This is a genomic window from Selenomonas sp. oral taxon 136 (assembly GCF_001554015.1).
Taxonomy (GTDB): Bacteria; Bacillota; Negativicutes; order Selenomonadales; family Selenomonadaceae; genus Centipeda; species Centipeda felix.
In genome coordinates, this window is sequence record NZ_CP014239.1 from 2,112,401 (window position 1) to 2,124,790 (window position 12,390).

13 protein-coding genes, 3 tRNA genes and 1 pseudogene are annotated in these 12,390 nt (G+C 55.6%); 11 read left to right on the forward strand and 6 right to left on the reverse strand.

Annotated features, from left to right (window positions below; all coding sequences use genetic code 11):
• Positions 1-4: 4 nt before the first annotated feature.
• Genes purM through purD form a run of 4 tightly spaced genes read left to right on the forward strand, consistent with a single transcriptional unit; the run spans position 5 to position 3,539 of the window.
• Positions 5-1,054 (forward strand): phosphoribosylformylglycinamidine cyclo-ligase, encoded by a 1,050-nt coding sequence (gene purM, locus AXE86_RS10125; protein WP_061946999.1) that lies wholly within the window; start codon positions 5-7, stop codon positions 1,052-1,054.
• A complete protein-coding gene (gene purN, locus AXE86_RS10130; RefSeq protein ID WP_009442365.1) occupies positions 1,047-1,679 on the forward strand; it encodes a phosphoribosylglycinamide formyltransferase in 633 nt (210 codons plus the stop codon). Before purM ends, purN begins: the two co-directional genes overlap by 8 nt.
• Positions 1,676-2,269 (forward strand): hypothetical protein, encoded by a 594-nt coding sequence (locus AXE86_RS10135; protein WP_061946678.1) that lies wholly within the window; start codon positions 1,676-1,678, stop codon positions 2,267-2,269. Before purN ends, AXE86_RS10135 begins: the two co-directional genes overlap by 4 nt.
• A 10-nt stretch (positions 2,270-2,279) precedes the next feature.
• On the forward strand, positions 2,280-3,539 hold the full coding sequence (gene purD, locus AXE86_RS10140; RefSeq protein WP_061946679.1) for a phosphoribosylamine--glycine ligase: 1,260 nt from the start codon (positions 2,280-2,282) through the stop codon (positions 3,537-3,539).
• A 58-nt stretch (positions 3,540-3,597) separates the two neighbouring features.
• Here purD and AXE86_RS10145 read toward each other — a convergent pair whose 3' ends face one another.
• Positions 3,598-4,503: a metal ABC transporter substrate-binding protein gene (locus AXE86_RS10145; protein ID WP_061946680.1), complete on the reverse strand. Its 906-nt coding sequence runs from the start codon at positions 4,501-4,503 to the stop codon at positions 3,598-3,600.
• Between the two features lie 287 nt (positions 4,504-4,790).
• On the opposite strand from AXE86_RS10145, the gene rpsU reads away from it, so the two are divergent.
• From rpsU to AXE86_RS10175, 7 genes are all read left to right on the forward strand, one after another.
• Entirely contained in the window at positions 4,791-4,973 is a 183-nt protein-coding gene (gene rpsU / locus AXE86_RS10150; RefSeq protein WP_005841552.1) for a 30S ribosomal protein S21, read from the forward strand.
• Positions 4,974-5,036: 63 nt separating this feature from the next.
• Entirely contained in the window at positions 5,037-5,480 is a 444-nt protein-coding gene (locus tag AXE86_RS10155; RefSeq protein WP_061946681.1) for a GatB/YqeY domain-containing protein, read from the forward strand.
• A gap of 108 nt (positions 5,481-5,588) precedes the next feature.
• Complete coding sequence (gene recA, locus AXE86_RS10160) at positions 5,589-6,728, forward strand: recombinase RecA (protein ID WP_009442360.1); 1,140 nt, start codon at positions 5,589-5,591, stop codon at positions 6,726-6,728.
• Positions 6,725-7,228 carry a regulatory protein RecX gene (locus AXE86_RS10165; protein ID WP_061946682.1) on the forward strand — a complete coding sequence of 168 codons (504 nt, stop codon included), beginning with the start codon at positions 6,725-6,727 and terminating at the stop codon, positions 7,226-7,228. The genes recA and AXE86_RS10165 overlap by 4 nt, the downstream gene beginning before the upstream one ends.
• Positions 7,229-7,247: 19 nt before the next feature.
• Positions 7,248-8,804 carry a glutamine-hydrolyzing GMP synthase gene (gene guaA, locus AXE86_RS10170; protein WP_061946683.1) on the forward strand — a complete coding sequence of 519 codons (1,557 nt, stop codon included), beginning with the start codon at positions 7,248-7,250 and terminating at the stop codon, positions 8,802-8,804.
• 405 nt (positions 8,805-9,209) lie between these two features.
• Positions 9,210-9,344: a hypothetical protein gene (locus tag AXE86_RS13500; RefSeq protein ID WP_256359023.1), complete on the forward strand. Its 135-nt coding sequence runs from the start codon at positions 9,210-9,212 to the stop codon at positions 9,342-9,344.
• A gap of 49 nt (positions 9,345-9,393) precedes the next feature.
• Positions 9,394-9,469: transfer RNA gene (locus tag AXE86_RS10175), tRNA-Ala, on the forward strand.
• Between the two features lie 295 nt (positions 9,470-9,764).
• Here the strand turns inward: AXE86_RS10175 and AXE86_RS10185 are convergent.
• The 5 genes and pseudogenes from AXE86_RS10185 to AXE86_RS12810 all read right to left on the reverse strand — a co-directional run bounded on the left by AXE86_RS10185 (position 9,765) and on the right by AXE86_RS12810 (position 12,388).
• A pseudogene (locus AXE86_RS10185) lies at positions 9,765-10,765 on the reverse strand (IS30 family transposase).
• A gap of 354 nt (positions 10,766-11,119) precedes the next feature.
• A tRNA-Arg gene (locus AXE86_RS10190) sits at positions 11,120-11,196 on the reverse strand.
• Between the two features lies 1 nt (position 11,197).
• A tRNA-Pro gene (locus AXE86_RS10195) sits at positions 11,198-11,274 on the reverse strand.
• 43 nt (positions 11,275-11,317) lie between these two features.
• Positions 11,318-12,055, reverse strand: a complete 738-nt coding sequence (locus AXE86_RS10200; RefSeq protein WP_061946685.1) for a C40 family peptidase — start codon at positions 12,053-12,055, stop codon at positions 11,318-11,320.
• A 21-nt stretch (positions 12,056-12,076) separates the two neighbouring features.
• The gene (locus tag AXE86_RS12810) at positions 12,077-12,388 is read right to left on the reverse strand and encodes an ArsR/SmtB family transcription factor (RefSeq protein ID WP_009442343.1); all 312 of its coding nucleotides are present in this window, start codon (positions 12,386-12,388) and stop codon (positions 12,077-12,079) included.
• Between the last annotated feature and the right edge of the window lie 2 nt (positions 12,389-12,390).

Below are 12,390 nucleotides of genomic sequence, written 5' to 3' on the forward strand. Positions count from 1 at the left end.
GTCCATGGAAAAGATGACCTATCGTGATGCGGGGGTCGACATCGATGCGGGCAACGAATCCGTATCGCTGATCAAAGACAGCGTGCGTGCGACCTATCGTCCGGAGGTGCTCGGCGATCTGGGCGGCTTCGGCGGTCTGTTTGCCCTGCGTGCGCAGGACTATCGTGAACCCGTGCTCGTCTCCGGAACGGATGGAGTCGGGACGAAGCTGCGGCTTGCTTTCCTGTTGAATCGACATGATACCATTGGGCAGGATGCCGTGGCGATGTGTGTCAACGACATCCTCGTGCAGGGGGCAGAGCCCCTGTTTTTCCTCGACTACCTCGCCGTCGGCAAACTTGAGCCAACGCAGGTTGCCGACGTGGTCTCCGGCGTTGCCCGTGCCTGCAAGGAATCCGGCTGTGCGCTCATTGGCGGTGAGACGGCGGAGATGGCGGGGTTCTACCCCGTGGGTGAGTACGATATCGCGGGGTTCGCCGTCGGTGTCGTCGAGCGCGAACGGCTCATCACGAGTGCGCTTGTGAAGGCGGGGGATGTCCTGCTTGGACTGCCTTCCTCGGGCGTGCATTCCAACGGCTACTCCCTCGTGCGCAAGATTGTCTTTGAACACAAGGGCTTCCGCGGTGATGAGTACATGGAGGAATTAGGACGCAGCATCGGCGAGGAACTGCTGATGCCGACGCGTCTCTATCCGCAGGTTTGCCTGCCGCTGATACGTGACTTTGATCTTCACGGTATGGTGCACATTACGGGCGGCGGGTTCTATGAAAACATTCCGCGTGCCCTCCCCGATGGGATGGGCGCGGAGGTCGATGCCGCCGCGTGGGAGATGCCTGCGGTCTTCCGCCTTCTGCAGGAGTGGGGCAATGTCGACTGGGCGGAGATGTACCGCACGTTCAACATGGGGATCGGAATGGTGCTCATTGCCTCTGAGGAGGAGGCTGCGCGCATCGAGGCACATCTCGGTGCGCAGCATGAGGCGGTCTTCCGGATCGGACGTGTGACCGAGGGCGCACATGAGACGACGATCAAGGGCGGTGTCTTTGATGCCTAGGGAAAAGATTGGAGTGCTCTGCTCGGGGCGCGGGTCGAACCTTGCGTCCATCATCGATGCCGTGGAGCGCGGGGACATCTGTGCGGAGATTGCCGTCGTCCTGGCAGACAAGGCGGAGGCTTATGCGCTCACGCGCGCGCGGGAACATGGCATCCCTGCCGCTGCCGTTGTGCGCAAAGAATATGCTGAACGCGAGGACTTTGAGCGTGTACTGCTCGAACAACTGCATGCGCACGGGGTCACACTCGTCGTGCTGGCAGGGTTTATGCGGATCCTGTCGCCATTCTTCGTGCGTGCCTATGCGGGATGCATCCTCAATATCCACCCCGCACTGCTGCCAAGTTTCCCTGGGGCGCATGCCCATCGGGATGCATTGGCCTACGGGGTGAAGGTCAGCGGATGTACGGTGCACTTTGTGGATGAGGGGACGGACTCCGGCCCCATCATTCTTCAGGCAGCTGTGCCTGTAGCAGAAGGGGATACGGAGGACAGCCTTGCCGCACGCGTTCTAAAGGAGGAACATCGGATCTTTCCTGCAGCAATTCGACTCTATGTTGATGGCAGACTTCGTACAGACGGCAGACAGGTACACATCCTGCCCCCTGCCGAAGGAGGAGCATTATGAAGATAAAACGTGCCCTGATCAGCGTATCCGATAAGAGTGGTGTCGTCGAATTCGCACGGACACTGCAGAAGGCAGGCATTGAGATCGTCTCCACGGGTGGGACGATGAAGGCGCTGCGTGAGGCGGGGATTCCCGTTATCTACGTCAGTGATGTCACCGGGTTTCCTGAGATTATGGATGGCCGCGTCAAGACCTTGAATCCCCTCGTGCACGGCGGGATTCTCGCTGTGCGCGGCAATCCGGAGCACGAGAAGGCGCTGCGGGAGCTGAAGATCACACCGATTGATCTCGTTGTCGTCAATCTCTATCCGTTCGTAGAGACCGTGGCGAAGCCCAACGTTACACTTGCCGAGGCGGTCGAGCAGATCGACATCGGCGGTCCCGCGATGATTCGTGCCGCAGCGAAGAACTTTAAGTTCGTCACTGTCATTACCAATCCGTCGCGCTATGCAGAAATCGCCGCGATGATCAAAAAAGACGGTGCGGTGGACGGCATGACGCGGATGCGTCTGGCGCAGGAGGCATTTGCTCATACGGCAGAGTATGACCGTGCCGTCGGAGCATATCTCTCACAGCAGATAGAAAAATGAGGAAGACGACGTGAATATTCTTGTCATCGGCTCGGGCGGGCGCGAGCACGCTCTGTATTGGAAACTCTCGGAAAGCCCGCAGACGGAGCAGATTTACGCCATCCCCGGCAATCCCGGCATGGACGCGTCGGCGGCGATTGCACTTGACGATCATGCGAAGATCCTGCGCTTTGTCAAGGAGAAAGATATCGGACTTGTCGTCGTTGGCCCCGAGGTGCCGCTGATGAATGGGCTGGTGGATGAGCTCGAGGCGGCGGGCATTCGTGCCTTTGGCCCACGCGCGAACGCAGCGGAGATCGAGGGCTCGAAGTCCTTCGCTAAGGATCTCATGAAAAAGTATGGAATCCCGACGGCGCGCTATGAGGTCTTTACCGCGGCAGAACCCGCACGCGCCTACATCCGTCAGGAGGGCGCTCCCATCGTCGTCAAGGCGGATGGCCTTGCGGCAGGCAAGGGCGTTATCGTCGCCATGACGGAGCAGGAGGCACTCGATGCCGTCGATGCCATCATGGAGGATCACTCCTTTGGTGATGCGGGGGCACGCGTCGTCATTGAGGAATTTATGGAGGGGGAGGAGGCATCCCTTCTCGCCTTTACCGATGGGACGACGATCCGTCCGATGATCAGCGCGCAGGATCACAAGCGTGCCTATGACGGTGACCGCGGACCGAATACGGGCGGCATGGGGACCTATGCGCCTGCGCCGGTCATGACACCGGAGATGACGGAGCGTGCCGTGGAGGAGATTCTAAAGCCGACCATCGCCGCCATGGCGAAGGAAGGACGCATCTATCGCGGCTGTCTCTATCTTGGTCTGATGGTGACGGCGGATGGCCCGAAGGTCGTGGAGTTCAACGCGCGGTTCGGCGATCCAGAGACGCAGGTTGTTCTTCCGCTTCTCGACAGCGATCTCGTGACAATCATGTGTGCCTGTGCAGACGGAACTCTCGCCGACGTTCCAATCCGTTGGAAGGACGGCGCGGCCGTCTGTGTCGTGCTTGCCTCGGGCGGCTATCCGGGACATTATGACAAGGGGCAGGAGATCCATGGGCTTGCCGACGCCGAGGCGATGGGTGCACTCGTCTTCCATGCCGGAACGGCGATGAAAGATGGGAAGCTCGTCACCAATGGCGGACGCGTGCTCGGCGTGGTTGGGCGCGGTGCGGATATATCCTCCGCCGTCGATGCCGCCTATGCCGCTGCAGCGAAGATCTCCTTTAAGGATGTCTACTATCGCAAGGATATTGCACATCGCGCACTCGGACGATAATTTCACAGAAAAAGAGCTTGCCGTGTTCGGCAAGCTCTTTTTCTATATGTGTATGCTGTTATTGAAGGGCTTCCTTCAGCACTTCCATATTCTTCTTCATGGTGTCGATGTATGCATTCTTTGCCGCAGGCGTTGCTTCTCCCGTGACGACGGGATCGAGCGTATAGATCTTTGCGCCCGTCTCACGTGCAATCGTCTCTGCGGCGGCAGGGGAGTACTGCGGCTCGGTAAAGAGCACCTTGGTCGGGAGTGCATTTACCTGCTCGATGGTTTCCTGCAGCTCGCTCGGTGTCGGCTCCGTCCCCGGCTCGCGCTCGACGACGGCAATGATGTTCAGATGGAACTCCTTCGCAAAGTAGGGGAATGCCTCGTGGAATGTCACAATGTCCTTATGTGGAACACCGTCGAGCGCGGCGTGCATCTCTGTTTTCAGTGCCGTGAGTTTTTCGATGTAGGCGGAAGCATTTTTCTCATAAGTGTCTGCATGGGCAGGATCGGCTTCCTTCAGCTGATCGGCAATGTTGCGCACCTGCGCGATGGCGTCGGTGACGCTCAGCCAGACGTGGGGGTTGTCGCCCTCGTCGTCGTGGATCAGCTCGATGCCGCGCGACGCATCGATGATCTTCATTTCCTTCTGTGCGCCCGTTACCTTGTCCATGAAGTCCTCCATGCCGGCACCGTTGATGACAAAGGCATCGGCGTGTTCGAGTGTCTTCATATCCTCGGTCATGAGCTGGTAGTCGTGCAGGCAGCCTGTCTGCGGCTTCGTCATGTTGGTGACCTCAACGCCGTCCACTCCGTCCGTGATGTTGATGGTCGCCAAATACATGGGATAAAACGACGTGACGATGCGGAACGGTTTCTCCGCTTTCTTCTCCGCGGGCTGCTGCGATCCGCCGCAGCCGAGGAGTGCTGTCGTGAGGAGGACGAGCAGCAGGGATAGGATCTTCGTTGTGATTTTCATGGATACAGCTCCTTAAAACACTGAACATTTGGTAGATTGGTGAAACGATGATAGGAAAATGATACGCCATAGTGAGATAGATTGTCAATAGGTAAAGCACAAAATATAGAAAATTTTTATCAATAGACACTATATATAAATAAATGTTCAGATGTCGATGGGAGAAGCATGCTCCGTTTTGTGAAAATTTGATTACATGATTGACACGAATTATCTTCATGGAGTATAATGACAGAGCATCATTTTTGGATGCAAAAATACTCCGCGCGTGGAGGGAGGGGAAATGCATGGCAAATGAAATCAAGGTCGGCAAAAATGAGTCGATCGATAGTGCTCTCCGCCGCTTTAAGCGTATGTCACAGAAGGCCGGTACTCTTGCCGAAGTTCGTAAGCGTGAACATTACGAGAAACCGAGCGTTCGCCGCAAGAAGAAGTCTGAGGCGGCACGCAAACGCAAATACAGGGGCTGATTGCATAAGGCATCCGTGGCGCAGTGCTGCGGGTGTTTTTCTTTTTATGAAAGGATGAGAGCAATGTCACTTATGGAAAAGCTCACAGCGGATATGAAGGAAGCCATGAAGCAGGGCGAAAAGGAGCGCCTTTCCGTCATTCGCCTCGTGCGTGGCGCGGTGCGTCAGGCGGAGATCGACGGGAAGAAGACGCTCACGGACGATGAGGTGATCGGTGTCATCTCGAAGGAAGTGAAGATGCGCCGCGACTCCATTGAGGAGTTTGCGCGCGGCAAACGCGATGATCTTGTCGCCAAGACCAAGGCGGAGATAGATCTCCTCATGCCGTATCTGCCTGCTCAGCTCAGCGTCGATGAGCTGAAAAAGATCGTGGCGGACGTTGTCGCCGAGGTCGGTGCTGAGACGGCAAAGGATATGGGCAAGGTGATGGGTGTTCTCATGCCGCGCGTGAAGGGACGTGCGGACGGCAAGCTCATCAATGAGATCGTTCGTGACCATTTGAAATAATCTTCTTTTCCGAACATATCCCCGCATTCTTTTCTTTGACAAAGGAGCGGGGATTTTTATATAATTGAAGGAGAGAATTCTTTCACAGAAACGAACAAGGAGATACAGATGGCAGAAAAGGACAAGCGGGCAAGCAAACTCGATAAGCCGATGACGCGTGAGGAGGCACTTGAGAATGCCCTGCAGAACATCGAGAAGGCGCATGGCAAGGGGGCGATCATGCGCCTCGGTGAAGCCAAGGCGAACATGAACGTCGAGGTGATCTCCACGGGGATCCTGCCGCTCGATATCGCACTTGGCGTCGGCGGCATTCCGCGCGGACGCATCATCGAGGTGTTTGGCCCCGAGTCCTCGGGCAAGACGACGGTCACGCTGCACATGATCGCCGAGGCGCAGAAGGCAGGTGGTATTGCGGCATTCATCGACGCAGAGCATGCCCTTGACCCGGAGTATGCACGCAAGCTCGGCGTCAACATCGAGGAGCTCCTCATCTCACAGCCGGATACGGGCGAGCAGGCACTTGAAATCGTGGATGCGCTCGTGCACAGTGCCGCGATTGACATCATTGTCGTGGACTCGGTCGCAGCTCTCGTGCCGAAGTCCGAAATTGAGGGCGATATGGGCACCTCTGTGGTCGGTCTGCAGGCGCGACTCATGAGTCAGGCGATGCGCAAGCTGACGGGCATCATCAGCAAGACGCGTACGGCCGCCGTCTTCATCAATCAGCTGCGCGAGAAGATCGGCGTTACCTATGGCAATCCGGAGGTGACGACGGGTGGGCGCGCGCTGAAATTCTATGCATCAGTGCGCATTGATGTGCGTCGCGCCGATTCCATCAAGCAGGGCACGGAATCCCTCGGCAATCGTACGCGTGCCAAGATCGTTAAAAACAAGGTCGCGCCGCCGTTCAAGACAGCGGAGTTTGACATCATGTACGGGGAGGGTGTCTCACGTCTCGGCAGCATCATTGACATGGGCGTCGAGCTGGACATCGTCGATAAGAGCGGCGCATGGTTCTCCTACGAGGGAACACGCCTCGGACAGGGCAAGGAAAACGCCAAGGCGACTCTTGAGGAAAAACCCGAGATGATCGCCGAGATCGAGGAGAAGATCCGCACGAAGCTCCTCGTCGAGGGAGTGAAGCCGAAGAAAAAGGGAGCAGGCAAGAAGACTGCTGCCACTGAGGCAGCAGCGCAGGATCCTTCGGATCTGCCGACACAGGAGCCGCCGATGGGAGAAGATGAATGACGCCTGCGCAGGCTGAAGCAGGGCGCGGGGGCAAAAAGCGGGAGGAGCGCACAGCCCTCATGACAGCGGTGGACTATCTTGCGCGTCAGGCACACAGCGAAAAAAGGCTGCGGGAAAAACTGATGCGTAAGGGCTTCCCGACAGAGGAGATCGATGCCGCAATCGCGTGCCTGATCGAGCGCCATTATCTCGATGATGCCGATCTCTGTGCACAGCAGTTCATGTATCTCTATCAGGAGAGCCGTGACTCGGTGCGGCAGATCTGCGCAAAGCTCATCCATCGTGGCTTTGACCATGATCTTGTGTGGAGCGTCGTCCCCGAGGACACGGATGAACGCGAGACGATGGCAGCGGAGCGTGTCCTTGCCATGAAGTACAAAGCGGGCGACAGGGAACAGAAGATGATGGCAACGCTCTACCAACGGGGATTTTCGGTCGATGTGGCACACAGTGCCGTTCGGCACTTTAGGGATTCCTTTGCCGAGGATATGGAAGAATAACGTGAGAAGGGGAACGAAGATGAACAGACCCGATGCCACAGAAATGATCTTGGTGCTGGACTTCGGCGGACAGTACAATCAGCTCATCGCGCGCCGTGTGCGTGAGAACCATGTCTACTGCGAGGTGCATCCGCATACGCTGCCATTGGAGCAGATTCGTGCACTCGCTCCGCGCGGTATTATCCTGACGGGCGGTCCGAACAGTGTCTATGGCGAGGGGGCTGTTACCGCCCCCAAGGATCTCTTTGCCCTCGGCATCCCCGTGCTCGGTATCTGCTATGGAGCGCAACTGATGGCGCATCTCTGCGGCGGACGCGTGGAGACGGCGCCGACGAGCGAGTACGGGCGTACGGAGGTGGAGATCGTCGACACCTCGTCGCCTCTCTTTCAGGGGATACCGCAGACGAACGTCTGCTGGATGAGTCATACGGACTACATCAGCGGACTGCCGCACGGCTTTCACGTGACGGCGCGCACACCCGTCTGCCCCATCGCGGCGATGGATAACCCCGCAGAGCGTCTCTATGCCGTGCAGTTCCATCCCGAGGTGATGCACACGGAGCACGGGACAGAGATGCTGCGCAGCTTTGTCTATGATGTCTGCGGATGCACGGGAACGTGGCGCATGGATTCCTTCGTGCAAAAGACCATTGAGGAACTGCGTCAGCAGATCGGCGGTGGGCGGGCTCTCTGTGCCCTGTCGGGCGGTGTGGACTCCTCCGTCGCCGCCGTGCTCCTCTCCAAGGCAATCGGCAGTCAGCTCACCTGCGTCTTTGTCGATCATGGTCTCCTGCGCAAGAATGAAGGCGATGAGGTCGAGGCCGTCTTTGGGCGCGGCGGCACCTATGATGTCAATTTTGTCCGCATCAACGCCCGTGATCGTTTCTATGCGCGGCTTAAGGGCGTAACGGAGCCAGAGCAGAAGCGCAAGATCATCGGCGAGGAGTTTATCCGCGTCTTTGAGGAGGCGGCACGCGAGATCGGTGCGGTGGATTTCCTCGTGCAGGGGACAATCTATCCCGATGTCATTGAGAGCGGACTCGGAAAATCTGCGGTGATCAAGTCGCATCATAACGTTGGCGGATTGCCCGATCATGTGGACTTTAAGGAGATCGTCGAGCCGCTGCGTCTCCTCTTTAAGGATGAGGTGCGTGCGGCGGGGCGTGAGCTCGGTATCCCTGACTATCTTGTTGATCGTCAGCCGTTTCCGGGGCCCGGTCTCGGCATCCGCATCATCGGAGAGGTTACGGCGGAGAAGGTACATATCGTTCAGGAGGCAGACGCCATCTACCGTGAGGAGATTGAGAAGGCGGGCATCCACAAAAATCTCGGGCAGTACTTCGCGGCACTCACCAATATGCGTTCCGTCGGGGTCATGGGCGATGGGCGTACGTACGACTATGCGATCGCCCTGCGCGCCGTTGAGACCAGCGACTTCATGACAGCGGAGTCCGCGCAGCTCCCATGGGAACTTCTTGCGCGCGTGACGACGCGCATCGTCAACGAAGTGCGCGGCGTGAACCGCGTGCTCTATGACTGCACGGGGAAGCCGCCGGGGACGATCGAATTCGAGTGAGAGAAGAACGATTTGACGAAAACGAGGAGAGAGATTATAATAGACACAGAAAGGTGTTGCCGGTAGACGGTCAGCCCCATTTAGACTTTTGGTTTAGAAAACCCGCCTAAACTTTGCTGGGGCTAGGCGGGCTTTCTTATGCTTTTAGAACGACGAGGATAAACAGCGTCACGAGAAGCAACGCGAGTAAATCGTTGATCATCATCGGCATCGCCCTCTCTAGGGGCTAAGATTGACCGCCTACCGTCTTGGCGGCACCTTTTGACAGTATATCATATATGACAGCTTTGCGCTGTCTTTTTTGTTGGAGACGAGACAACATTGATCAAGGAGCATCCTATGTACCACTACCACCATCTTACACTAATTGAACAGGTGCTGGATCCGTTTAAGAGGGCCTTCGGATTGCAGAGCGTGACACGGCAGGATTTCTTCCGATATCTACGTGATCCTGCATACAAGTATCATGATGCGGCCATGTCCTATTTCATGTCGGCACTCGAAGATGAGGCGGAGGTATTTATTTTTGGCAGCTATTGACATGCTGTCTGCTTTTCGCTATACTTTCCTTTGTCAGCGCGAAGAGCGCGGGGGCATAGCTCAGCTGGGAGAGCGCTTGCATGGCATGCAAGAGGTCAGGGGTTCGATCCCCCTTGTCTCCACCATATCGACACTTACGGATGCAAGAGAAATCCTGCATCCGTTTTTTTGCAAGAATAAATGGGGCTGTTGCACGATTGAAGATCGTCGGATTGATTTGGATTTTTGGTTTACGGTGGAGAACAGTTTAAGCGAACGATGATTTTTGCTCTGGCAGAGGATTTGCGAGAAACGTTAGAGAAAAAAGTAGATGTTTTTGAGATCGGTGAAGTCAACCCGGACAGTAATTTCTACAAAACAATTATGAAAGACCTAAATTGCAATATCAAATCGGACAGTAGAGCATAACAGAATCAAAAATTATGGGTGAAGATTTTTTAGCGCGGCATCGAAGCGCTCTTGTGGCGTCTCATAACCTAGAATTTTACGTGGCAGTGAATTGATCCAATCCTCTACGCGCTGCACTTCTTCCTCGCTCAAGTTCGTCATATCCATGCCCTTCGGAATGAAATACCGAACGAGGGCATTCTGCTTCTCGTTCGTTCCACGTTCCCAAGGTGCGTAAGGATGAGCATAGTACACCTTCGCCTCTTGTCGCAGGTGATCGTACGAAATACCTGTGAAAATTGTGCCCCATAGAGCTCTCTTAGTTTGGCAATCCCCTCGGCAACTGCCTCTGCGGTCTTTGCACGAATCTTTATAAGGTGTCTCTTTCGCTTCTTACGTTCATCTGCGGCAAGCAGAACAGGATCCGTTCCCTTTTTCCCGACGATGGTGTCAAGTTCCCAATTTCCAAAGGTGGAGCGTTCGTCAACAAGAGGGTCACGGCGGTCAATACTCTCACCGAGCGTCCTGCCGTCGTCATGGTTCTTTTTCTCTTTGCGCTTACGACGGCGTACCTTCTGTCGCAGGTCGATGTTTTTGACCTTGAGCAGCCCCATCGCAATGTAGTTGTAGATGGTCTTTGTGCAGACAGACACCTCGAACAGATTCATACGCTTGGCACGCCCGCAGATTGCATCAGGAGAGTGTTTGTCTTTGAGAATGGCGTTTTCTACATACCGGATGAAGTCCTGTGCAGCATTAAATTTGGACGGTTTTCCGGAGTTCTCACGATTGCGCTCATAGCGCATTTGACCGGACTGTGCAAAATACTGCTCATAGTACGTCCAATCGGAACGCTTCTGCGCTGCCGTGCCGCGCTTTATTTCCTCGTACAAGGTGGAGCGGGCGATGCCAAGATCTTTGGCGATTTTCACCTTGGGGACACCGAGACGCAGCATCGCTTCGATCTGCCCGCGCTGATAGGCGTTTAAGTGCTTGAATGTGCGGCGTTTTGTGGTAGAATGAGTGTGGGACATACAGAACCTCCTGGTAGTGTTTGTGCAAAGATATTTTACCAGATTGATTCTGTATGTTCTACTTTTTTATGTGTCCGATTTCATTTTACAATGAACCGAATATTTTAGAATCAAAAACCTCGGACTGAGAATAGGAAGTCCGAGGTTTTTTGTGTATGAAGATTCTTTAATCAAGAATACGGGTGTGAAGTTCAAGTCTGTGGGTGTAATGGTCACTATCGTCCTTGTTCGTGTACCCTATTTCTGTAGAGGTGTAAGTTTTCGTTATCGTTGTTTCGTCAATCCATCCCTATACGAAAAAAGGCCGTTACACAAAGATAAATTTACCTTCGTTCAACAGCCCCGTCTCTCCGATGGTGCGCCTGGGGGGATTCGAACCCTCGACCCACGGCTTAGAAGGCCGTTGCTCTATCCAACTGAGCTACAGGTGCATGGTCGGGATGACAGGATTTGAACCTGCGACATCTTGCTCCCAAAGCAAGCGCGCTACCAAACTGCGCTACATCCCGATACCGCATTATTATAATGAGCGGTTAGGGAAAAGTCAACTCATCATTTTACGATGTGCTTTCCCCCGAGAAAGCGTGGCTGCCAATAATCGTTGGAGAGTTCATCGATGCGTACGCCCTTGCTCGTAGAGGCGTGAATGAACTCCCCCTTGCCAAGGTAGATGCCGCAGTGCGATGCGCCCTTTTCGTAGGTCTCGAAGAAGACAAGGTCGCCGGGCACGAGTTCCTTTGTACTCTTGGTGCGAAGACCAAGTTTGTACTGTTCATCTGCGGTGCGCGGGATCGTGATTCCCTGCTTCTGAAAGACGTACTGGAGGTAGCCCGAGCAGTCAAATCCCTTCGGGGTAGCCCCGCCAAAGACATAGGGTGTGCCCATATACGTCTTTGCCGTCTTGATGAGATCCTGCACCTTGTTTGCGGGCAGGATCGGTGTCCCATTCGGTGCGAGTGGGCTTTTTTTCGGCGCTGGCCGCGGCACGTCAATGCCCCATGGACGCTTGGCTGGTGCGTTGCGCAGGGCACGCCATGTCGCATTGTTGACGACGCCTGTGATTTTTATCTTATTGTCACGCTGAAAGGCAGCAACGGCGTGTTCGGTCTCCTTGCCGAAGTTGCCGTCGATCGATTTGATCTGGTAGCCGGCATTCTGCAGGGCTCGCTGCAGGATGAGCACATCGTGTCCATGGGAGCCCTCACGCAGGGTGGGGGAGGCGGATGCCGTTCCTCCAATGAGAAGCAGGGCGATGCCTATGCAGGCGAGGAGGCGGTACAGGTGATTCATCGCGATCTTCCTTTCATGCGGTTATGCGTGCTGTACGTGCTCGAGTCCCTGGCCGAGCAGTTTCATCACGTGGTCATCATCGATCGAGTAGAGCACTTCTTTGCCGTCACGACGGAACTTGACCAGACGCGCGCTGCGGAGCACGCGGAGCTGATGGGAGATGGCCGACTGTCCCATCGTCAGGCTGTCGGCGATGTCATAGACACGCATTTCCTCCGTCTTTGTGAGCAGGGAGAGAATTTTGATGCGGGTCGGATCGCCGAGTGTTTTGAAGAGGTCGGCGAGATGCTGTGCTGTATCTGCGTCGATCGATTTTACGGGGGCGGAGGTCATGC